This window comes from Yinghuangia sp. YIM S09857 (genome assembly GCF_051388915.1).
GTDB lineage: Bacteria > Actinomycetota > Actinomycetes > Streptomycetales > Streptomycetaceae > Yinghuangia.
In genome coordinates, this window is the sequence record NZ_JBPKBH010000002.1 from 406,971 (window position 1) to 427,599 (window position 20,629).

General features: G+C 73.4%; 19 protein-coding genes. 6 read left to right on the forward strand and 13 right to left on the reverse strand.

Annotation, left to right across the window (positions count from 1 at the left end):
- Positions 1 to 32: 32 nt before the first annotated feature.
- The 5 genes from ACRX5S_RS05060 to ACRX5S_RS05080 all read right to left on the reverse strand — a co-directional run bounded on the left by ACRX5S_RS05060 (position 33) and on the right by ACRX5S_RS05080 (position 5,945).
- Complete coding sequence (locus ACRX5S_RS05060; RefSeq protein WP_436771516.1) at positions 33 to 857, reverse strand: SDR family NAD(P)-dependent oxidoreductase; 825 nt, start codon at positions 855 to 857, stop codon at positions 33 to 35.
- A gap of 177 nt (positions 858 to 1,034) precedes the next feature.
- Entirely contained in the window at positions 1,035 to 1,994 is a 960-nt protein-coding gene (locus ACRX5S_RS05065; RefSeq protein ID WP_436771517.1) for an LLM class flavin-dependent oxidoreductase, read from the reverse strand.
- 264 nt (positions 1,995 to 2,258) lie between these two features.
- Positions 2,259 to 3,644, reverse strand: a complete 1,386-nt coding sequence (locus ACRX5S_RS05070) for a nitric oxide synthase oxygenase (protein ID WP_436771518.1) — start codon at positions 3,642 to 3,644, stop codon at positions 2,259 to 2,261.
- A 47-nt stretch (positions 3,645 to 3,691) separates the two neighbouring features.
- Positions 3,692 to 4,852, reverse strand: coding sequence for a globin domain-containing protein (locus tag ACRX5S_RS05075; RefSeq protein WP_436771519.1), 1,161 nt, complete (start codon positions 4,850 to 4,852; stop codon positions 3,692 to 3,694).
- Between the two features lie 265 nt (positions 4,853 to 5,117).
- Positions 5,118 to 5,945: a siderophore-interacting protein gene (locus ACRX5S_RS05080; protein WP_436771520.1), complete on the reverse strand. Its 828-nt coding sequence runs from the start codon at positions 5,943 to 5,945 to the stop codon at positions 5,118 to 5,120.
- 168 nt (positions 5,946 to 6,113) lie between these two features.
- On the opposite strand from ACRX5S_RS05080, the gene recQ reads away from it, so the two are divergent.
- A complete protein-coding gene (gene recQ / locus ACRX5S_RS05085) occupies positions 6,114 to 8,024 on the forward strand; it encodes a DNA helicase RecQ (RefSeq protein ID WP_436771521.1) in 1,911 nt (636 codons plus the stop codon).
- A gap of 246 nt (positions 8,025 to 8,270) precedes the next feature.
- Here recQ and ACRX5S_RS05090 read toward each other — a convergent pair whose 3' ends face one another.
- Complete coding sequence (locus ACRX5S_RS05090) at positions 8,271 to 8,831, reverse strand: TetR/AcrR family transcriptional regulator (protein ID WP_436771522.1); 561 nt, start codon at positions 8,829 to 8,831, stop codon at positions 8,271 to 8,273.
- The gene (locus ACRX5S_RS05095; protein WP_436771523.1) at positions 8,824 to 9,180 is read right to left on the reverse strand and encodes a hypothetical protein; all 357 of its coding nucleotides are present in this window, start codon (positions 9,178 to 9,180) and stop codon (positions 8,824 to 8,826) included. The genes ACRX5S_RS05090 and ACRX5S_RS05095 overlap by 8 nt, the downstream gene beginning before the upstream one ends.
- Before the next feature lie 223 nt (positions 9,181 to 9,403).
- Here ACRX5S_RS05095 and yidD point away from each other — a divergent pair, with 223 nt between their 5' ends.
- From yidD to ACRX5S_RS05110, 3 genes are all read left to right on the forward strand, one after another.
- Entirely contained in the window at positions 9,404 to 9,994 is a 591-nt protein-coding gene (yidD, locus tag ACRX5S_RS05100) for a membrane protein insertion efficiency factor YidD (protein ID WP_436771524.1), read from the forward strand.
- A gap of 52 nt (positions 9,995 to 10,046) precedes the next feature.
- On the forward strand, positions 10,047 to 10,631 hold the full coding sequence (locus ACRX5S_RS05105) for a hypothetical protein (protein ID WP_436771525.1): 585 nt from the start codon (positions 10,047 to 10,049) through the stop codon (positions 10,629 to 10,631).
- Between the two features lie 274 nt (positions 10,632 to 10,905).
- Positions 10,906 to 12,384: a dihydrolipoyl dehydrogenase family protein gene (locus ACRX5S_RS05110; RefSeq protein ID WP_436771526.1), complete on the forward strand. Its 1,479-nt coding sequence runs from the start codon at positions 10,906 to 10,908 to the stop codon at positions 12,382 to 12,384.
- On the opposite strand, the gene ACRX5S_RS05115 is transcribed toward ACRX5S_RS05110, so the two are convergent.
- The 4 genes from ACRX5S_RS05115 to ACRX5S_RS05130 form a co-directional block, all read right to left on the reverse strand.
- Positions 12,341 to 13,855: an MFS transporter gene (locus ACRX5S_RS05115; protein ID WP_436771527.1), complete on the reverse strand. Its 1,515-nt coding sequence runs from the start codon at positions 13,853 to 13,855 to the stop codon at positions 12,341 to 12,343. The two genes, ACRX5S_RS05110 and ACRX5S_RS05115, sit on opposite strands and share 44 nt — an antisense overlap.
- A gap of 86 nt (positions 13,856 to 13,941) precedes the next feature.
- The gene (locus ACRX5S_RS05120) at positions 13,942 to 15,006 is read right to left on the reverse strand and encodes an NAD(P)/FAD-dependent oxidoreductase (protein ID WP_436771528.1); all 1,065 of its coding nucleotides are present in this window, start codon (positions 15,004 to 15,006) and stop codon (positions 13,942 to 13,944) included.
- Positions 15,003 to 15,527 (reverse strand): isoprenylcysteine carboxyl methyltransferase family protein, encoded by a 525-nt coding sequence (locus ACRX5S_RS05125; protein ID WP_436771529.1) that lies wholly within the window; start codon positions 15,525 to 15,527, stop codon positions 15,003 to 15,005. Before ACRX5S_RS05125 ends, ACRX5S_RS05120 begins: the two co-directional genes overlap by 4 nt.
- 28 nt (positions 15,528 to 15,555) lie before the next feature.
- Entirely contained in the window at positions 15,556 to 16,671 is a 1,116-nt protein-coding gene (locus ACRX5S_RS05130; protein WP_436771530.1) for a type III polyketide synthase, read from the reverse strand.
- 173 nt (positions 16,672 to 16,844) lie between these two features.
- Here ACRX5S_RS05130 and ACRX5S_RS05135 point away from each other — a divergent pair, with 173 nt between their 5' ends.
- Both ACRX5S_RS05135 and ACRX5S_RS05140 read left to right on the forward strand, forming a co-directional pair.
- Complete coding sequence (locus ACRX5S_RS05135; RefSeq protein ID WP_436771531.1) at positions 16,845 to 17,759, forward strand: UbiA family prenyltransferase; 915 nt, start codon at positions 16,845 to 16,847, stop codon at positions 17,757 to 17,759.
- Between the two features lie 111 nt (positions 17,760 to 17,870).
- Positions 17,871 to 18,638, forward strand: a complete 768-nt coding sequence (locus tag ACRX5S_RS05140) for an SDR family oxidoreductase (RefSeq protein WP_436771532.1) — start codon at positions 17,871 to 17,873, stop codon at positions 18,636 to 18,638.
- Between the two features lie 97 nt (positions 18,639 to 18,735).
- Here the strand turns inward: ACRX5S_RS05140 and ACRX5S_RS05145 are convergent, their stop codons facing one another.
- Both ACRX5S_RS05145 and ACRX5S_RS05150 read right to left on the reverse strand, forming a co-directional pair.
- Positions 18,736 to 19,224 carry a hypothetical protein gene (locus tag ACRX5S_RS05145; RefSeq protein WP_436771533.1) on the reverse strand — a complete coding sequence of 163 codons (489 nt, stop codon included), beginning with the start codon at positions 19,222 to 19,224 and terminating at the stop codon, positions 18,736 to 18,738.
- A gap of 387 nt (positions 19,225 to 19,611) precedes the next feature.
- On the reverse strand, positions 19,612 to 20,625 hold the full coding sequence (locus tag ACRX5S_RS05150) for a C40 family peptidase (protein ID WP_436771534.1): 1,014 nt from the start codon (positions 20,623 to 20,625) through the stop codon (positions 19,612 to 19,614).
- Positions 20,626 to 20,629: the final 4 nt, after the last annotated feature.

The following is a 20,629-nucleotide window of genomic DNA, read 5'->3' on the forward strand; positions in this document are numbered from 1 at the left end:
TCGGTATCGGCCCCTGGCCCCGCGCGTTCCGGTCAGTCCTCGCCGTTGATGCGGGCCAGGATCTGCGGATTGGTCACGTGCACCGGGATGTTGTCGTCGTCGAACAGGCCGAGGCGCTGCAACGCCCCGCCCTCGACCGGCAGGACCGCGCCCGTGGTGTACGCGGCGAGGTCGGAGACCAGGAACAGGACCGCGCCCGCGACGTCGTCCGGCGTGCCGCGGCGGCCCAGCGGCACGCCGCGCCCGGCGACGGCGGGGTCCTGCGCGGTCCCGGTGGCCCGCGGCGTGGTGATCGAGCCGGCCGCCACGGCGTTGACCCGGATGCCGTACCGGCCCCACTCCAGGGCGAGGGTGCGGGTGAGGCCGAGTACCGCGGCCTTGGCCGTGCCGTAGCCGACGTGGTACGGCGCGGCGACGACGCCGCCCGTCGACGAGATCGTCACGATCGAGCCCTCGCCGCCCTGCTCGACGATGCGCCGGGCGACTGCCTGGGAGAGGAACATCACGTGGTGCAGGTTGAGTTCGAGGGAGGCGTCCCACTGCTCGCGGCCGAAGTCGAGGGCGGGCGCCCAGTGCGGGATCAGGCTGCCGCCGACGACGTTGACCAGGCCGAACAGGGTGCCGGGCGCGGCGTCGACCACCGCCTGGACGCCTTCCGGGGTTCCGATGTCGGCCCGTACGCGCACCACTTCGCCCGGCAGCTCGATCGCGTCCAGCCGGTCCTGGTCGCGGTCCACCGCGACGACCACGGCCCCTGCCTCGGACACGGCCCGCGCGCAGGACGTTCCGATGCCGCCTCCGCCCGCTCCGGACACGATGACGGTACGTCCGTCCAGGCGCAGTCGATCGGTGATCACACGTTCTCCTCAGGGGTCGGGCGCGGTGCGGTGGGGCGGGAGGTGGAGTCGGGGCGGGATGCGCGCCGGTGCAGTCGGCGTTGTGCCTTGGAGGGCGGCCCGCTCGTTGGGTCGGCCCCGTGCGGTCGGGTTCGGGCGCAGAGAGGTCCGGCGGGTGCCGGATGACCTGACTGAGAGTCAGGTCAGGCTCTGGGCCCGCAGTTTCGGGAGGACCTCGGCGCCGAGGGCGCGGATCTGCTCACGGGCCGCGTCGGCGGTGACGCCGGGGACCTGCACGCGGAGGTTGAGGCAGGTGGCGCCCGTGTCGCGCACGGTCGCCGCGAGTTCCTCCGCCAGGGCGGCCGGGTCGTCGTGGCAGACGAACCCGGTGTCGCGCCAGTGGCGCTGCGCGGCCTCGGGCGTGTACGAGGCGTACACGTCGCGCTGCCGCTCGAACGCCTCGCGCGGCGGGTCGCCCAGCCACACGCGGCGGATCAGGACGCGCGGCTGCGTCCCCCCGGCCTCGACGTACCGCTCCGTCAACTCCCGGATCCGGGCCGGGTCCGACGCGCCGTCGTAGATGATCCCGGCGCCCGCCGCGGCGGCCCGCCGCACGGCCGGAGGGCTCATCGCCGTGCTGATCACCGTCACCGGCGCCTTCGCGCACGCGGCCAGCGCGCGGTCCCCCTCCAACTCCCCCAGCTCCTCGCCGCGCAGCATGCGGGCGAGGCGCGGCAGGCCGTCGCGGAACCGCGGCATGGCGTCGTCGCGCGGCACGTCCATGACGTTGAAGTCCAGGTCCAGGGCGCCCGGTGCGACGCCCACGCCGACGCGTCCGGGATGGCGTACCGCCAGCCACGCCACTTCCTCGGCGAGCATCGCGACCGGACGCAGCGGCAGGAGCACCGGGCACGCCGCGGCCCAGCCGCGCGGCATGCGGTCGAGCATCCACCCGGCCACTTGCAGCGGGTTGGGCAGGTAGCCGGCGAACCCGCCGTGGTGCTCGCTGGTCATGACGCCGTCGAAGCCGGACTCCGAGGCGGCGGCCGCGTGGCCGAGCAGTTCGGCCGCGACTCCCGCCGCGTCGAGTTCGTTGTGCGGATAGATCCGCAGGGAGATCGAGCCGTCCGCGAATGCCGCCGAGGATGCTGCTGCCACGCCGAAGCCTCCAGTCGCCGCCCCCGACGGAATTTGATCAAGCAACGGCCGGAGCGTAAACCGGTCATCCGTTGATGACAAGGGCCATTGCGGCACGCGGAGCGCCGGATGCGTCACTCCACGCGCCCGACGGGCCCGCGGCGGTTCACGGACAGAGGGGCCCCGACCCGAAGGCCGGGGCCCCTCCGCGCACTGCCGGGTGACGGGACTCGAACCCGCGACGCGCGCGGACGGTGCGGGCCGCGGACCCCTGCTCCCGCCGCCCTACGCCGTGTCGCTCGGCGCCTCCCCGTTCGCCCGGCGTATCCCCTCCGGATCGAGCCGGTAGGCGGGGGTCAGGTCGGCCTCGTCGTAATACCGGTGGTACACCGGCGTGAGGCCGCCGGAGACCGGCGGGACGATCCAGCTCCAGTCCGCGGGGCACACCCGTCCCGCGTCCTCCTCCTTGCGCAGGTGCCGCAGGAAGCGGACCGACTCCGTGTGGTGGTCGGCGATCGTTGCCCCCGCGCAGTCGAAGGAGTGCAGGACGGCGCGGTTGAGCTCGACCAGCGCGCGGTCGCGCCACAGGGTGCGCTCGCTGGAGGTGTCGAGGCCCAGCAGGCGCCCGATCTCCGGCAGCACGTCGTAGCGGTCGGCGTCGACGAGGTTGCGTGCGCCGATCTCGGTCTCCAGGTACCAGCCGTTGAACGGGGCCGCGCCGTACGAGATCCCGCCGATCTCCAGGCGCATGTTGGAGATCGCCGGGATCGCGTGCCACAGCAGCGCCATCTCGCCGACCGAGGCCACCTCCGGGTGCTCGATGGGGACTTCGTGCACCGCGTCGGCGGGCAGCTCGAACCAGGTGACCGGGTCCTGGTCGGTCTCGACGAGGAGCGGCAGGACGTCGAACCGCGTGCCGGGGCCCTCCCAGCCGAGTTTGCGGGCGAACGCGGTGAAACCCGCATTGCGCCCGTCCCCGAGCCGGGTGCCGTCGTCGTGCTCGTACCCCGCGTACCGGACGAGCTGCTCGTTCCAGATGCGGACCCGGCGGCCGGCGGGGCTGTCGGGGGCGAACACGGTGATGGTCGGGCGGATCCGGCCGCCGCGCCAGGTGGTGCGCAGGTGCTCGAAGCACTCGGCGGCGACTTGGGGGGCGCGGTGCACGTGGCGCCGGTCGCGGATGTGCAGGCTGTTCCAGTAGAGCCGCCCTATGCAGCGGGCGGAGTTGCGCCAGGCGACACGGGCGCCCCAGGTGAGTTCGGCGTTGGTGTGGACGTACGTTCCGGTTTCCTCCAGTTGGGTGCGGACCGCAAGCCAGCGTTCGGCCAGGCCCGGCGTCTCCGTCTCCTGGTGGTACTGCTCCAGGAAGTCCCTGGCCTGCGCGTGCTCGACCGGACTCGACGCGGGCCGCGGTGGGGGGGCCGCGGCGGGCGGCGCGAGGGCCGGCGGCACGGGGACCGGGGCGGGCGGCGCGAGGGCCGGCGGCGCAGGGACCGGGGCGGGCGGCACGGAGGCCGGCGGCACGGGGGCCGGGGCGGGCGGCACGGAGGCCGGGGGCACGGGGGCCGGGGGCCCCGCCGGTGCTCCGGCGGCCGGCGGGGCGGTGGGACGCGGCGGAGCCTGCTGAGGCTGTGCGGCGGCGGACGGGCGGATGAGTTGCTCGGTCAACATGCTCCTCGTGCGCGGTGCGGACGGCTTCGCGGCGGCGTGGCGGCCGGTCACACGGAGGCCCCGACCGCGTGGGCATCGGCGGGGGGCGTGCCGAAGCCCGTGAGAACGGGGTCGAAGTGGATCTGTGCCTGCGGCAGGCCGAGTCGGCGCAGCACGCGGGCGCTGTCCAGCACCATCGAAGGTGGTCCGGACAGGTATGCGTCGCAGTCGTGCCGCGGCCCGTACTCGGCGAGCACGTCCGCGACGCCGCCGCTGATGCCGGCCAGGGGCATGTCGGCCAGCGCCGGGCGCACGGTGAGCCACGGACTGCGCTGCGATATGCGGAGCAGTTCGTCGAGGCCGTACAGCCCGCTGTGCTCGCTCGCCCCGTAGAAGAGGTCGACGAAGCGGTGGTGGCCCGCGAAGACGATCTCTTCGACGATCGCCTTCAGCGGCGCCAGCCCGGTGCCGCCCGCCACGCACAGCACCGGGTGCAGCGTGTGGTGGTCGAGGACCATCTCGCCCATGGCGGGCCCGAGTCTGATGCGGTCGCCGACGACCGCCTTGCGGACCAACGCGTTGCTGACCCACCCGGCCGGCACCGCTCTTATGTGGAACGTGAGCAGGCCGTGGTCGCCGGGCGCGTTGGCGATCGAGTACGGCCGCCAGACCCGCGGCCACCAGGGCGTTTCGAGGGTCGTGTACTGCCCCGCCCGGTAGGGGAACGGGAGTTCGGGCCGTACGGTCACGACCGCGATGTCGTCGGCGGGTCTCTCGTGGCCGACGATCTCCGCGTTCCAGTGCGGCGGGTTGATCAGCGCGTCGGCCTCGGCTCCGCCCGTCATGAGCGTGGCCGCGGCCGCGTAGGCGCGGCCCCACGCGTCGGCGGTCGCCTGGTCCCACGCGTCACCGCTGAACCGGGCGAGCGCGGCGATCAGGCACTCGCCGACGACGGCGTAGTGCTCGGTGACCACCTCGTACTTGCGGTGGTCGCGCCCGAGGCGGCCGAGGTATCCGGCGAGCGCGTCGGCGTTGTCGAGGTCTCCGACGATGCGTACCAGTGCCTGGACCAGGCGGTCGCGCTGCGTGTCCATTGCTGGGGGGAACAGATCGCGCAGCGCGGGTTCGCGCAGGAAGAGCAGTGCGTAGAAGTGGGAGGTGAGGTCCGCCGCCTTGGGGGAGACGACGGCGAGGTTGGCTCGTATGAGTTCTGCGTCTTGTGTGGACAAGATCGCCCTATCGCTTGACACTCCGGCAACGTGGCGACGCGTCGTCGTATCGGCCCGTGGCGAGATCGTCGCTGTGGGCCAATGGCCAAACACGATGTGCGTTGATCGGGTGTATGCGCAAGTCGAGCGACCGGTTCCGGTTCTGCCGTGCCGGAAGTCTGCTAAGTGAGCCTTTTGCCGGTTACGCGCGTCATCCCAAATCAGTGCGTATGAGTATGGACAGGATGCGCGGCTCGATGGCCAAGATGCGCGGCCGGTCCGCGACCTAGTTCCCGGCGGCTTCGCGCTCCGCGGCCTTGTCGGCCTGGAATCCGTCCTCGTCGCGGCCGCGACGCCAATATCCGGACACCGAGAGGTCCTCGCGCGCCACGCCCCGCTCGTCCAGCAGGTGCCTGCGCATCTCCTTCACGGTATCGGCCTCGCCGTGCACGAACGCCTGGACGCGCCCGGCCGGGAAGTCCAGCGCGCGCAGCGCCGCGGGGAGCGGTGCGGCGCCGTCCGACCGGTGCAGCCAGGTGATCCGCGCGTCGCCGGGGGTCGCCAGGTCCTGCTCCTCCTCGGGAGACGCCACCTCGATCAGCGCCCGGACCGGCACGCCCTCCGGGACGCGCGCCAGCGAGGCGCCAATCGCGGGCAGCGCGCTCTCGTCGCCGACGAAGAGGTGCCAGTCGGCGTCCGTGCCGGGGGCGTACGCTCCGCCCGGGCCGAGCAGGAGCAGCCGGTCCCCCGGCTTCGCGTTGGCCGCCCAGGGTCCGGCCAGGCCCTCTTCGCCGTGGTAGACGAAATCGATGCTCAGCTCGCGGGCCTCCGCGTCGATGTGCCGGACGGTGTACGTGCGCGTCACCGGCCAGTCCGCACGCGGCATCTCGGCGCGCACGGCCTGCATGTCGAGCGGCTCGGGATACGTCACGCCGGGCCTCGGGAAGAGCACTTTCACGTACGCGTCCGAGTATCCGTTGTCGGCGAAGCCCGCGAAGCCTTCGCCGCCCGCGGTGACCCGCACCATGTGCGGGGTGATCCAGCGCGTCTCGCGCACCACCAGGTCGATCACGGAGCGGCGGTTGCGAGCGGGCGTGGTGATCGGTGTGCTCATGGGTGCTCCTCCACCGGCGGGCGGCGATGTCGGCGGACGGGCTCCGCCGTCCGACACGGGAAAGTTAGGCAAGCCTAACCAACGATAACCGGTGGGGGGCGGGTGTCTCTTCCCTCCGCTTCCCGGCGGCCCGGCATGGCAGTCGGACCAACTCCCTAGAATGCCCGGATGAGCACGCTCGACGGCACCGACGACGCGCACATCGACGACGCGCACGACGTACTGCGGAGGGTCTTCGGCTACGACTCCTTCCGCGGCGAACAGCGGGAGATCATCGACCACATCGTGGCGGGCGGCGACGCCCTCGTGCTCATGCCGACCGGCGGCGGCAAGTCGCTCTGCTACCAGATCCCGGCGCTGGTCCGGCGCGGCGTGGGCGTCGTGATCTCGCCGCTTATCGCGCTGATGCAGGACCAGGTCGACGCGCTGACCGCGCTCGGCGTCCGCGCCGGGTTCCTCAACTCGACGCAGATGCCGCACGAGCGCCAACAGGTCGAAAAGGCCTTCCTGACCGGCGAGTTGGACCTGCTCTACCTCGCCCCGGAGCGGCTTCGGGTGGACGCCACGATGCGGCTGCTCGACCAGGGCACCGTCTCGCTGTTCGCGATCGACGAGGCGCACTGCGTCGCCCAGTGGGGCCACGACTTCCGGCCCGACTACCTGGCGCTGTCCGAGCTGCACGAGCGCTGGCCGGACGTCCCGCGCGTCGCGCTGACCGCCACCGCCACCCCGGAGACCCACCGCGAGATCGCGGCGCGCCTCCAGCTGGACGCGGCGCGGCACTTCGTCGCGAGCTTCGACCGGCCCAACATCCAGTACCGCATCGAGCCCAAGCAGGAGCCGAAGCGGCAGTTGCTGCGCCTGCTGCGCGAGGAGCACCCGGACGACGCCGGGATCGTGTACTGCCTGTCCCGCGCTTCCGTCGACAAGACCGCGGAGTTCCTGGTGCAGAGCGGCGTCACGGCGCTGCCGTACCACGCGGGGCTCGACGCCCGGACGCGCGCCGACAACCAGGCGCGGTTCCTGCGCGAGGACGGCGTGGTGATGGTGGCGACCATCGCGTTCGGGATGGGCATCGACAAGCCGGACGTGCGCTTCGTCGCGCATCTCGACCTGCCCAAGTCGGTCGAGGGCTACTACCAGGAGACGGGGCGCGCGGGGCGCGACGGCCTGCCGTCGACCGCGTGGCTGGCGTACGGGCTCCAGGACGTCGTGCAGTTGCGCAAGATGATCGACGACTCGGAGGGCGACGCGGCGCACCGCCGCCGCCAGGGCGCGCACATCGACGCGATGCTGGCGCTGTGCGAGACCGTCGAGTGCCGCCGCGTACAACTGCTCGCCTACTTCGGCGAGAAGGGCGCGCCCTGCGGAAACTGCGACACGTGCCTCAGTCCCCCGGCCGCCTGGGACGGCACCATCGCGGCGCAGAAGGTGCTGTCCGCCGTCTTCCGGCTGGCCCGTGAGCGCCGCCAGAAGTTCGGCGCCGGGCAGATCATCGACATCCTGCGCGGCAAGAAGACCGCCAAGGTCATCCAGTTCGACCACGACACCCTGAGCGTGTTCGGGGTCGGCGAGGACATGGACGACAACGCGTGGCGCGGCGTCATCCGCCAACTCCTCGCCCAGGGACTGCTGTCGGTCGAGGGCGACTACGGGACGCTGGTGCTGACGGACGCGAGCGGCGACGTCCTCGGGCGGCGGCGCGAGGTGATGCTGCGGCGCGAGCCCGAGCGGGCGGCGCGGTCGCGGTCTTCGGGCTCCTCGGGTTCGTCGGGCGGCGGGAAGGCCAAGGGTGGCAAGGCGGTCGTGGACCTGCCGGAGGAGGCCGTGCCGGTCTTCGAGCGCCTGCGGGCGTGGCGGGCGGCGACGGCGAAGGAGCAGGGCGTCCCGGCGTACGTCGTCTTCCACGACGCCACGCTGCGCGAGATCGCGGCGAGCGGCCCGGCGACCCTGGTCGACCTGGCGGCCATCGGCGGGGTCGGCGAGAACAAGCTCAACAAGTACGGGCAGCAGATTTTGGACACGCTCGCGGGGGGCGGGGATGGCGAGGGGCCGGAGGAGGCGGGAGCCGAGGAGTGACGGCGAGCCCCCGACTACCGTCGACGACCCGGTGGTGTCGGAGGGGACGGGGGCGACGAGCTCGACAAGCACAGGTAGCAGGTCTTGGATGCACTGGCGGCGGGCGAGAACGGCCGCAGACCGACGACCGTCCCCTGCGGCTTGTCCGGCGGCCGGCAGTTTGCCCGGACTGACTCCTCGGTGGCTGTCGCCGGGGCACCTCGACGTCCTGCGCGAGGCCGCGCCCACCGGCGGCCCCTCCGGCGCCTACTCCCGCGTCGACTTCGCGGCGGCAACCTCCCCGGTCGCGCCCCGCGCGACCCTCCCCGCAAACGCATCGCAGCCCGCCTGCCAGGCCCCGTCCAGGTTCGCCCCGCGCGGGAAACGGCCGTCCAGCTCCAGCATGATCATGCCGTGCGTGAACGCCCATGCGGCACGGGCCAGATCGGGGTCCCCGCCCACCACGCGCGTGATCGGCCCGGCGGCGCGGGCCTCCAGCCCCTCCGGCAGCGCCTCGCGCGGCAGCGGCTGAGTGGTCGTCAGCCGGTACAAGTGCGGCCGGGACAACGCGAAGCGCCGGTAGGCGAGCGCAACCGACGTAACACTCGCGTCCCGCGCCTCGGCCACCTCCAACGCCTCGGCGGCGGCCTCGAAGCCGACCGTGATCAGCGCGATCTCGACGGCCGCCTTGTCCGGGAAGTGCTTGTAGAGCGAGGGCGCGCGGATGCCCACCCGCTCGGCGATGCCGCGCATGGACATGGCCTCGCGTCCTTCGGATTCGAGGAGATCCAGCGCGGCGTCGACGATCTGCTGTGCGCGCTCACCCACGGCGGACCGTCCGGGCGATCGCGAGCCGGGTGAGCCAGCCGAGTCCGGCGGTGAACAGCGGCGGCCACACGACCGGCGTGACGGTGTAGCCGACGAGGACCGCGGTCGGCAGCCACGCGTTGTGCGCGAGTGCCAGGACGCGGCGGTGCCCGGCGGCGAACCGCGCGGCAGCGTCCGGCAGCAGGAAGAACAGAACGGCCGCGGCGGTGGTCGGGACGCCGTACTTCTGCGCCTCGAAGACCGCGAACGCGGCCAGGAAGAGCGCGAGCGCGCCCCACGCTCCGGTGCGAACCCACGCACCCGCGCGGCGGCGGGTCGCGGGCTGACGGGCCAAGGTCTGGGTGCTCATCGTGATCCCCCTGAATCGACGGAAGCGACTCCCGCTAACAGCGGTAGCCAACACCTTCACCTTAAGGCTAACGCCGTTAGCTGTCCAGCCTCTCCCGACTCCTCCTCCGTTCTTTCCCCCCGTCTTTCCCCTGCCGCGAAACCGTGGGCGCCCCGAGCGCGTGTCTTTCCGGGACGGGTCCTCCGCACAGCACCGGACCACCGACCGACCGCTGGGAGCAGGAATGAACACGGGCAACCCGTTCGCAGGCGGCTTCCCGCAGCCCGATCCCGACGACGAGGAGAACCAGGGCCGCGACCTGTCCGACATCGCCGACGCGGTGAGCAACGGGAGCGACGCGGCCTCCGAGGACACCGAGCTCGGCCAGGCCGACGGCGGCGGGGACGCGGGAGGCGGCGACGCCGGCGGTTCCGCGGACGGCGGAGGCGGCGACGCCGGCGGTTCCGCGGACGGCGGAGGCGGCGACTCGTCCTGCGGCGACGGCTGCGACTGCGGCGGTTGCGACTGCGGCCTGCTCATCATGCGCCTGCAACTCCGGCTCCTGGCCATCGCGTTGGCCTGCCTGCTGCGACCCGCCCGCGGCCGCGAGGCCCGCCTCGACGCGCGCATGCTCCGCGCCGTCCACCGCTACCGCAACGAGGTCAGCCCCAAGCGCCCGCCGTGCTGCCGCTACACCCCGACCTGTTCGACGTACGCGGTAACCGCCCTGGAACGCCACGGCGCCGCCCGAGGCGCCCTCCTGACCCTCCGCCGCCTCCACCGCTGCCGCCCCTCCAACCCCGCCAAACGAGGCCTCGACCCGGTTCCCGAGTAACCCCCGGCCCAGGCGCCCGTGGGTGGACCGCGCCCCCGACGAACGGAGCCCCATGCGGCAAATCGACTCGATCACCGCACGCGGACAAGGGCGTTGGGGACACCACATCTACGACGTGGCACTGCGCACCCGACGCAGCACCCGATCGGACGCGTCGGGCCTGCGGCACGAGACCGAGGACGCCTACTACCTCGACTGCCCGGAACCAGCGGGCAGCCGCATCTTCACCGACAACTCGGCCCGCGACGACTTCATGGCCGCCTCGTTCACCGAACTGACCCTTGCCGCCGTCGACCCTCCCGAGACTGTCAACGCCCCTCACTGGCTCGACGCCATCTGCGGCGAAACCCTGGACTCGATGACCTTCGTAGCCGACTACGTCCAATTGCACTGGTCCGCCGGAACCCTGAACGCGTACCGCATGCCACACGTCGAGGCCGTCGGCGAAGCACCCATGGCCCCGGCCGACCCGCGCCACGCGGGACACTTGGTACGACTCCTCGGCGAACAGGCGCGCGGCGTCGACGAGATCCTGGACGTCGGACTGGTCGTCACCCTCGACAGCGCCCGGCTGGTGATCCCCCTGCACAGCGACGGCTACGAGATCGCCGAGTTCAACGCCCACGTCATCAGTTGAACCCGCAGGCGCCCCATCCGCGCCACGGTTCCGACCGGCAAGGCCGGTTCGGCATGTCAGGTGGCTGACGCGGCGGCGCCCGCCGGGCTGGGGTTCGTGGCCGATCCGCTTGCGGAGGAACTTTCGTTGCTCCCCCTCTTCGGCTGATCGGCGCGTGGTCCAGGTGCCGTCGACGGCGCGGCGGTTGGGTGAAAGGGGGTCGCGTCGTGGGCGGGTGGGCGGGCGGTTGTCGCATAGGGTCGGTTGGAGGTTGCGGCTACGGAGGGTGGCGCGGATGGGTGCGGGTGGGGTCGGCGGCGGGGCGGAGTTTGACGTCATCGTGCTGGGTGCTGGGCCCGCCGGGGAGAATGTGGCGGACCGGGTGCGGGCGGCCGGGCTCACGTGCGCGATCGTGGAGAGCGAGTTGGTCGGCGGTGAGTGCTCGTACTGGGCGTGCATGCCGAGTAAGGCGCTGTTGCGGCCGGTGCAGGCGCTGGCCGCGGCGCGGAGTGTCGGGGGTTCGGCGCAGGCGGTGTCGGGTGAGCTCGACGCCGCGGCGGTTCTCGCGCGTCGTGACGAGTTCACGAGCCATTGGAACGACGACGGCCAGGCCGAGTGGGTCGACGGGATCGGTGCGGAACTCGTACGCGGGCACGGGCGCCTCGACGGGCCGCGGCGTGTGTCGGTGCGTGACGGCGACGGCGGTTCGCGGACGCTGACGGCGCGGCACGCGGTGGTGGTGGCCACCGGCAGCCGCGCGGTGGTGCCGCCGGTTCCCGGGGTCGAGACAGTTCGGCCGTGGACCAGCCGTGAGGCCACCTCGGCGGAGCGGGTCCCCGGTCGGCTCGCCGTCGTCGGCGGTGGTGTGGTCGGCGTCGAGATGGCGACCGCCTGGCAGGCGCTCGGGTCCCAGGTGACGCTGCTGGTGCGTGGCTCGGGGCTCTTGGACCAAGTCGAGCCGTTCGCGGGTGAGTTGGTTGCGGAGGGTCTCGCCGGGGCGGGGGTCGACGTGCGGCTGGGCGTCTCCGCGACGGAGGTCCGGCGGCGGGGTGACGACGACACGGCAAGCGAGACGGCGACCGCGGCGGCCCCTGTGGCAATCACCCTCGACGACGGCTCGCACCTCGAAGTCGACGAGATCCTCTTCGCCACCGGCCGCGCCCCCCGTACCGACGACATCGGGTTGGACACGGTCGGGCTGAAGCCCGGCACCTGGCTCGACGTCGACGAGACGTGCCGCGTCGGCTCGGTCGACGGCGGGTGGCTCTACGCCGTCGGCGACGTCAACCACCGGGCGCTGCTCACCCATCAGGGCAAGTACCAGGCCAGGGTGACCGGTGAGGCCATTGCCGTGCGCGCGGCAGGACGTGAGCCGGACACCGGCCCGTGGGGCAGGCACGCCGCCACCGCCGATCACGACGCGGTGCCGCAGGTGGTGTTCACGCACCCGGAGGTGGCCGCCGTCGGCCTGTCCGCGCGGCAGGCCGCGGAGAAGGGGCTGCGCACGCGCGTCGTCGACTACGACCTCGGCTCGGTCGCCGGCGCGAGTCTGTACGCCGACAACTACCGCGGCCGCGCGCGCATGGTCGTGGACCTCGACCGAGACTGCCTCGTGGGCGTGACGTTCGTGGGCCCCGGCGTCGGCGAGCTGCTGCACTCCGCGACGATCGCGGTGGCCGGGCAGGTCCCGCCGGCCCGGCTCTGGCACGCGGTGCCCGCATACCCGACGATCAGCGAGGTGTGGTTGCGTCTCCTGGAGACGTACCGGGGCTGACCGCTTGCAGCGGTGCGGCGATGTCCTCCAGCGAGCGGCGTTCCGCCCGCACGGCCAGGAACCCGGCGACGATCCCCGCAATGGTCATGAGCGCCGCGCCGATGCAGAACGCCAGGACCGTGTCGGACACGTCGCCCTGCTCGGTCAGGTCCGAGAACACCAGCGGCCCGGCGATGCCGCCCGCCGCGGTGCCGACCGCGTAGAACAGCGCGATCGCCGACGCGCGGGCCTCCATCGGGAAGATCTCCGACACCGTCAGGTAGGCGCTGCTCGCCCCGGTGGACGCGATGAACAGCACCACGCACCAACACGCCGTCAGTGTCACGGCGTTGAGGTGCCCTTCGCCGAAGAGCCAGGCGGTGACGAAGAGCGCGATCCCGCTGCCCACGTACGTCGACGTGATCATCACGCGCCGCCCGACGCTGTCGAAGAGCGGTCCGAGCAGCAGCGGCCCCATCAGGTTGCCGACCGCGATGACGGCGAAGTAGTAGCCGGTGCGGTCGGTCGGCACGTCGTAGAACTTCTCCAGGATCGAGCCGTACCCGAAGGTGATGGCGTTGTAGAGGAACGCCTGCCCGATGAACAGCGCCAGCCCCAGCACCGAGCGCTTGGGGTAGTCCCGCACGAGGGTGCGCCCGATCGCGGCCAGGCTCCGGGACTTGCTCGAGTCGATCGTCAGTTCGCCGCGCGGCTCCGGGAGTTCGAGCGGCTTGCCGGTACGTTCCTCGACATGCTCGGCGATCTGCTTCTCGGCCTCGTCGACCAGCGCCTCCGCCTCGTCGGCCCTGCCGTGCATGCACAGCCAGCGCGGTGACTCGGGCACGTGCCTGCGCACCAGCAGGATCACGAACCCGAGCACCACGCCCAGGCCGAAGGTCAGCCGCCAGCCGACGTCGATCGGGAAGATCGCGGTGTTGAGCATGACCACGGACAGCAGCGCGCCGCCCGCCGCGCCCAGCCAGAAAGTCCCGTTCACGCCCAGGTCCACGCGCCCGCGGAAGCGCGCCGGCATGAGTTCGTCGATCGCGGAGTTGATGGCCGCGTACTCGCCCCCGATGCCGAGCCCGGTGACGAACCGGAACACGAAGAACATCCACGCCTCGGTGGCCAGCGCGGTCAGCGCGGTGCCCGCGAGGTACACGGCGAGGGTGACCATGAACAGGCGTTTGCGGCCGTAGCGGTCGGTCAGCCAGGCGAACACCAGTGCTCCGGAGCACGCACCCGCCACGTACAGCGCCGCCGCCGGGCCGGTGACCTGCGCGGAGGTGATGTCGAGGCCGCTGCCCTCCTCCGAGAGGCGTCCCGCGACGTTGCCGACGACGGTGACCTCCAGGCCGTCCAGGATCCACACGGCGCCGAGGCCGATCAGGATCCGGGTGTGCCAGACCGACCAAGGTAACCGGTCGAGCCGGGCGGGCACTTGGGTGGTGACCGTGGTCCCGCCCGTCGCTGCGGTGTCCGTGCGCGACACGCTGCCTCCTCGATTCGCCGCCCCAGGCGCGGTGAGCTGGGGAGGGGACCTGGTTCACGGTGTGTGCCTTCCGCGCTGCCCGAAGATCACCCCGGGAAACCTGGGCGGTGGCGCGCCACGGCGTTCACGGCAGTCGGAAAAGCGCCGGGAACGTACCGCGCGAGCGGCACGATCAGCCGTGCCGCGGCCGGGTTCCGGCGGGCCCGCAGCAGGGCGCCGGTGAGCACGCGATACCGGCGGGTCAGGCGCCGCCAGCCCGCGTCGTACGCCTCGGGCCGCCCGCCCGCGAGGCACGCGACGAGGAGTTCGGCACCCACGAGCGCCAGCGCGACGCCTTCGCCGGTGATGGCGTCGACGTATCCGGCAGCATCACCCGCAAGGAGTACTCGGCCCTTGCTCCGGTGCGTCGCGCGGCGGTGCAGCGGGCCGGCGCCGCGCACCGGCGTCACCGCGTCCGCCCCGGCCAGCCGCGCGGCGAGGTCCGGGAACCCGGCGAGCTGGTCGTCGTACGGCGCCCGCTCGCCGGTCAGCAGCGCCACCCCGACGAGCCCGGGCCCGACCGGGGTCACGTACGCCTCGGCCCGCGCACCCCAGTGCACCTCCACGAACTCCGAGGCGGGCGCGACCGCGTAGTGGCGGCGCAGCCCGTACCGCGGCGGCCCGGGCGCGGGGGCGTCGAGCCCGAGCGCGCGGCGCAGCGGCGAGTGCAGCCCGTCGGCGGCCACCAGCCAGCGTGCCCGCAGGTCGGGGCCGTACGCCGTCACCCCGTCGGGATCCTGCTCGACCCGCGCGACCTTGACCGGCAGCACCGGGATGCCCGCCTTGGCCACCGCGTCGTGCAGCGCGTTGTGCAGGTCGGTGCGGCGTACGCCCAGCCCCGGCCCGGCCCGGAACCGCGCCTCCGCGTGGCGCGCGCCCGTCACGTACCGGATCCCCGCGAACGGCACGCCGGGCGGGTGCACGCCGAGCGCGCGCAGGGCGGCGACCCCACCGGGCATGAGCCCTTCGCCGCACGCCTTGTCCACGGGTGCGGCCCGGGGTTCGGCCACCGCGACGGTGAATCCGGCGCGTTCGGCGTGCAGCGCGGCGGCGAGACCGGCGGGCCCGCCCCCCGCCACCAAGACGTCGACGTGCGGCCGGGCGCGGGTCACGCCGGGACCAGGCGACGCAGCGCGGTGTCCTCGCAGCGGATGCGCACGGTCAGCAGCGCGGCGTTGGCGGCGGTGAAGACGAGGGCCGTCGTCCAGGCGCTGTGCACCAGGGGCAGCGCGGCGCCTTCCACGGCGACGGCGACGTAGTTGGGGTGCCGCAGCAGCTTCGGGTGCCGGTACGGCCCGCGCCGCACCGGCGCCGCGCCCGGCACCACGATGACGCGCGTGTTCCAGTACGGCCCCAGGCTGCTGATGCACCACCAGCGCAGCGCCTGCGACGCGACGACGAGGGCGAGCATCGGCCAACCGAGCGCGGGGACGAACGGCCGGTCGGCGAGCAGCGGTTCGAGCAGGCACCCGGCGAGGAGTCCGGTGTGCAGCAGGACCATTACGGGGTAGTGCTCCCGGCCGGACTCGACGCCGCCGCGCGCGAGCGTCCACCTGGCGTTGCGCTTGGCGACGACGAGTTCGGCGAGGCGTTCCACGGCCACCGCCGCGATGAGCAGCGTGTACCAGAGCATCGGGGTTTCCCTCTCGCGGAGTCGGCGTTCACCAGCGCAGCAGGACGAGTTCGGAGCAGAAGCCGGGGCCGAGTGCGAGCAGTACGCCCCAGGTGCCGGGTTCGGGGCGGTGTGCCTCGCGCGTCTCCTGGAGGACGTGCAGCACCGACGCGGACGACAGGTTCCCGACGGCGGCGAGCGAGCGCCAGGTGACGGCGAGCGCGTCGTCCGGCAGGCCCAGGGTCTCGGCGACGGCGCGCAGGACCTTGGGGCCGCCGGGGTGGCAGACCCAGGTGCCGATGTCGCCGGCGGCGAGCCCGTGGTCGGCCAGGAAGCGGGTGGCGTCGTCGTGTAAATGCTCGCGCACGACGTCGGGCACCTCCGGGCTGAGGATCACCCGGAACCCGGACGCGCCGATGTCCCAGCCCATGACGTGCTCGGTGTCCGGGTAGAGCACGCTGCGCGTGGCGAGGACGTGCGGCCCCTCCCCCCGTCGCGCCGCCGGGTGTTCGTCGCCGAGGAGGACGACCGCCGCGGCGCCGTCCCCGAAGAGGGCCCCGGCGACGAGGTTGGCCGGCGAGTCGTCCCCGTGCTGCACGGTCAGCGAGCACAGTTCGACGGCGAGCAGGACCGCGGCGTGGCCGGGGTGGCCGCGCAGGTAGTCGTGCACGCGCGCGATCCCGGCGGCACCGGCGACGCAGCCGAGGCCGAACAGCGGAAGGCGCTTGACGTCGGAGCGCATCCCGAGGCGGACCGCGAGGCGGGCTTCCAGGGACGGCACCGCGACCCCGGTCACCGAGGCGCACGCGATCAGGTCGATCTCGCCGGGCTCCAGCCCGGCCTGTTTGAGGGCGCGCGTGACGGCCTCCTCGCCGAGGGCGAGCGCGCCCGCGGTCCAGGCGTCGTTGGCACGGCCGAAGTCGCCGAGTTCCGCGTACTGTTCGACCGGCAGCGCGAGGTGCCGCGTCTGGACGCCCGCGGCCGCGTGCAGCCGCCGCAACACCCCGCGGTCCGCCCCGGGCGCCAGGCACAGGTCGCCGACGAGGTCGGTGAGCCGGTGCTGCGGATAGCGGTGTGGGGGCAGAGCGGTCTGCACGGCGGCGATCGTCGGCGCGGGCGCGGCCGCGAGGTCCTCCCGCGTCGGCTCGGTGCGGTCGGTGAGCATCGTCCCCACGCTGTGTTCCCGACATGAGCGGCACATCGGCGGGTCCTTCCCGTCGGGTCGAAACGTGAAAAGGGTGGCGGTTGAGTACCTTTGCGGCCATGGGCGAATACCCGTCCCCGGCCGTCCGACGCACGCCGCGTCGGGTGCGAGGCCTGCCGCGGCGGGTTTCGGCCGTGGCCGAGGCGTTGCGCGACGCCGGCACCGGCGTCGCCGCGGCCACTCCCGCGTCCGCCGCACGATCCGGTTCCGCCGCCCGTCGGGTGGCCGCGAACTGCCTCGCGCTGGCCCGCGCGTGCCATCCGCTGCCGACCGCCGCCGTCACGACGATGGTGACCGCCGTCGCCGCCGGTGCGGGGCGCGGGGCCGCGGGGTCCGCGGGCGTCGGGGCCGCGGTGCTGGCCGGACAACTTTCCGTCGGATGGTGCAACGACGCGGCCGACGCGCGGCGGGACGCGGCCGCCGGGCGTACCGACAAACCGGCGGCCACGGGCGAGCTGCCGCCGCGTGCGCTCGGAGTCGCGGCGGGTGCGGCGCTGACCGCGTGCGTGCCGTTGTCGCTGCTCGGCGGCCGGGAGGCGGCGGCCGCGCATCTGACCGGTGTGCTGCTCGGCGGCTGGGCGTACGACTTCGGCCTGAAGCGCACCGTGCTGTCGCCGCTCCCGTATGCCGTGGGGTTCGGCGTGCTCCCGGCGTTCGTGACTCTCGGGCTGCCCGGTGCGCCGCGGCCCGCGTGGTGGGCGACGGCCGGGGCGGCGCTGCTGGGCGTCGGGGCGCATCTGGTGAACGTCCTGCCGGACCTCGACGCCGACCGGGCGACGGGCGTACGCGGGCTGCCGCACCGGCTCGGCGCGGCGCGCGTTCGGCGCATCGCACCCGCCGTGCTGCTGGCCGCCGTCGGGACGATGGCCCTCGGCTCGGAGGGCCCCGCACGGCCGGCGGACTGGGCGGTCCTGGGTGCCGCGGCCGCCACCGCGGCGCTCGGCACCGGCGTCCCGGACGCGGACTCCCCCGTGCCGTTCCGCGCGGCGGTCGGGGTCGCGGGTCTGACCGTAGTGCTGTTGGTGTCGCGCGCCGACACGCTGACCTGATCCGCGCCACCGCGGCACACGCCACCGCTCGACACCACACCCCGGCATGACGCCGCACCACGCTGGGCAGGGCTTGGAAGACGCTGTCCGCACGCGACCAGGGGGCTTCCCATGCCGGAGGGCAGGACGCTGAAAGGCAAAACGCTGGAGGGCAAGACGGCCGTGGTGACCGGCGGGTCGCGCGGGATCGGCCGCGGGATCGTGGAACGCCTGTGCCGGGACGGCGCGCACGTCCTCTTCAACTACGCGTCGAGCCATGCCGCCGCCGAGGACGTCGTCCGCCAGGTGGGCGACGACGGCGGCAAGGTGCGCGCGATGCAGTTCGACCTGACCGAGCCGGACGCCGCGGAGCGCCTGATGCGTGAGGCCGAAGCCGAACTGGGCGGCCTGGACATCCTGGTCAACAACGCCGCGACGGCGTTCGTCCCGACGCCGCTGGCGGACGTCGAGCCGGACCTGTTCGACCGGGTGATGGCGACCGACATGCGGTCGGTGTTCGTGATGCTCCAATACGCGGCCCGCAGGATGCGCGACGGCGGCCGCATCGTCACCGTCTCGACGCTCAACACCGTCCACGCGGCGCCCGGCATCGCGCCCTACGCGGCCAGCAAGGGCGCGATCGAGCAGTTGACGTACGTCGCCGCCCGCGAACTCGGGGTCCGCGGCATCACTGCCAACGTGGTCTCCCCCGGCGCGACCGACACCGACCTGCTGCGCGGCACCAACCCGCCCGAGGCGCTGGAGATGGCCGCGGCGATGTCGCCGCTGGGACGCCTGGGCGAACCGTCCGACGTGGCCGATGTGGTGGCGTTCCTCGTGGGCCCCGACGCCCGGTGGCTGACCGGCCAGAACGTCCGCGCGACCGGTGGCATCACCTGACCCGTCGCGGGCGCGTCCCGGGACGCGTCGCGGGCGCGTCCCGGACGCGACGGCGCGCGCGACGGGTGTTCGCGGCGACGCCGGGGGGGCGTCCGGCCTATCGGGACCCGCGCCGGCGCTTCCGGTACCGGCTGATACCGACCACGACCGTGGCCACCAGAACGACGGCGAACACCGCGGCGACGTAAGCCGGAGCTCCGCCGAACGTGACGGCGGCGAGCGCGGCGCACACCGGTATGAGGAGGATCAGGCCGTGCTCGCGCACCGCCGCGCGGAATCCGGCGCAGCGCGAGCGGAGGCGCGGTTCCCCGGCGTGCGGGGAGGCACCCGGCGGCCGCAACCGGCGAGGGCGGGCCCGGCGGGGCGGCCGTTCCCTCGGGCGCCCGTCGGGCGGTGCGTCCGGGGCGAGCCGGTCCGGCAGCGTGGTCCCGGCGGGCGGGGGTGCGTCGGCCCCGGGTCTGTCGGACGGCGGTCGGGTGAGCAACAGGTCGCTCACGGAAAGCACGAAGTCCTCGTCGTCGAGGAGGTCGCGTTCGATCTCGCGCAGGATCAGGCGTTCTCGTCTGCTGAGTGCGGGCCCGGACATGGTGGACACCTCCGTACCGCGCCGGGGGCTCTACTCGTCGCCTGCCCGGAGACGGGCCCGAGAAACGCCGCGAACCCCTGCGGACACCCGCGCGGACGGCGGGTCCACGAGCTGAGAACCGTGGACTGCCGTCCGCGCGGGGCCGGTCAGGGGTTGTGTCTCCGGCGGTCGCGCCGCCGGAAGTGCCGCGCGGATCACCGCACCGGACTCGTCACGGAGCACCGCACGGAGCACCGCGTGAAGCTCGCGAGGAGTACCGCACAGAACGTCGCGGCACGCTCCTGGAAGAACTCCGCGATCAACCCCGCGAAGCGTCCTGCGCTGGACTTTGCGCGGCACACTGCGCGCAGTGCCGCGGCAGCCGCCGCAGCCGCGGTACCCGCAGCGTCACGCCGGGCGCGTGGCTCCCGCGATCGGCATCGAGTCGACGTCGACGATCTTGACGACGCTGCGCGAGTTCGGCGCGTGGATGATCTTGCCGTCGCCCAGGTACATGCCGACGTGGCTGATGCCCGAGTAGTAGAAGACCAGGTCACCGGGCTGGAGGTTGGAGATCGAGACCTTGTTGCCGTTCGCGAACTGCGCGTTGGTGACGCGCGGCAGCGAGACGCCGGCCGCCTTCCACGCGGCCTGGACCAGGCCGGAGCAGTCGTACGCGTTCGGGCCCGCGGCGCCGTAGACGTACGGCTTGCCGAGCTGCGCCTTGGCGAACGCGATGGCGGTGGCCGCCTTGCCGGACGACGGCGCGGTGACGGCGCTGCCCGTCGACGGCTTGGTCGCGGCGTTGTTCTTGGCGGTGGTGCCGGCGGTGTCCTGGCCGGTGGACCGGGCCGGGGCCTTCGCGGGGGTGTCGACGGTGAGCTTCGCGCCCGAGCCCTGCGGCTTGCCGTTCGCCGGCGCCTTGGGCGCGGTCTTCGGGGCGGGCTTGGGGGCGGTCGTGGGGGCCGTCTTGGCCGGGGCCTTGTCGGTGACCGAGGTCTTCGACGTGGTCGGCGCCTTCGACGCGGCGTCCTGGGCGACGCCGGCGAGCTTGAGGACCTGGCCGATGTCGATCCAGTCGGCGCCGCGCGGGAGCTGATCCCGGTTGATCTCGTACAGCGCCTGCCAGTTGCCCGGAATGTCCTTGGCCTGGGCGATCTCGGAAAGGGTGTCGCCCGCGACCACGGTGTACGTGGCGAGCGGCGCGGTGGGCGCGGCCGGGGCCGCGACGGGGGCGGGGGCGGTGGTGACGGTGGCGTCCGGTGCGGGGGCGGCCGCGTCGTCCGGCGCCGAGACCGGGGCGTTCTGCGGGAACGCGGGGGCGGCGGGCGCGGCGTGGGCGGTGGTCGCGGTGAGTGTGGCGCCGAGTCCGGCTATCCCGGCGGCGGCCACCAAGCAGCGAACGCTGTGGGCAGACAGCATGAAG

Bases quoted from the DNA above. Each gene is read 5' to 3' on its own strand.
- ACRX5S_RS05070 (WP_436771518.1), bottom strand. From the start codon at position 3,644: ATGTTGACCGAGCAACTCATCCGCCCGTCCGCCGCCGCACAGCCTCAG.
- ACRX5S_RS05080 (WP_436771520.1), bottom strand. From the start codon at position 5,945: ATGAGCACACCGATCACCACGCCCGCTCGCAACCGCCGCTCCGTGATC.
- recQ (WP_436771521.1), top strand. From the start codon at position 6,114: ATGAGCACGCTCGACGGCACCGACGACGCGCACATCGACGACGCGCAC.
- ACRX5S_RS05095 (WP_436771523.1), bottom strand. From the start codon at position 9,180: ATGAGCACCCAGACCTTGGCCCGTCAGCCCGCGACCCGCCGCCGCGCG.
- yidD (WP_436771524.1), top strand. From the start codon at position 9,404: ATGAACACGGGCAACCCGTTCGCAGGCGGCTTCCCGCAGCCCGATCCC.
- ACRX5S_RS05105 (WP_436771525.1), top strand. From the start codon at position 10,047: ATGCGGCAAATCGACTCGATCACCGCACGCGGACAAGGGCGTTGGGGA.
- ACRX5S_RS05110 (WP_436771526.1), top strand. From the start codon at position 10,906: ATGGGTGCGGGTGGGGTCGGCGGCGGGGCGGAGTTTGACGTCATCGTG.
- ACRX5S_RS05125 (WP_436771529.1), bottom strand. From the start codon at position 15,527: ATGCTCTGGTACACGCTGCTCATCGCGGCGGTGGCCGTGGAACGCCTC.
- ACRX5S_RS05130 (WP_436771530.1), bottom strand. From the start codon at position 16,671: ATGCTCACCGACCGCACCGAGCCGACGCGGGAGGACCTCGCGGCCGCG.
- ACRX5S_RS05140 (WP_436771532.1), top strand. From the start codon at position 17,871: ATGCCGGAGGGCAGGACGCTGAAAGGCAAAACGCTGGAGGGCAAGACG.
- ACRX5S_RS05145 (WP_436771533.1), bottom strand. From the start codon at position 19,224: ATGTCCGGGCCCGCACTCAGCAGACGAGAACGCCTGATCCTGCGCGAG.
- ACRX5S_RS05150 (WP_436771534.1), bottom strand. From the start codon at position 20,625: ATGCTGTCTGCCCACAGCGTTCGCTGCTTGGTGGCCGCCGCCGGGATA.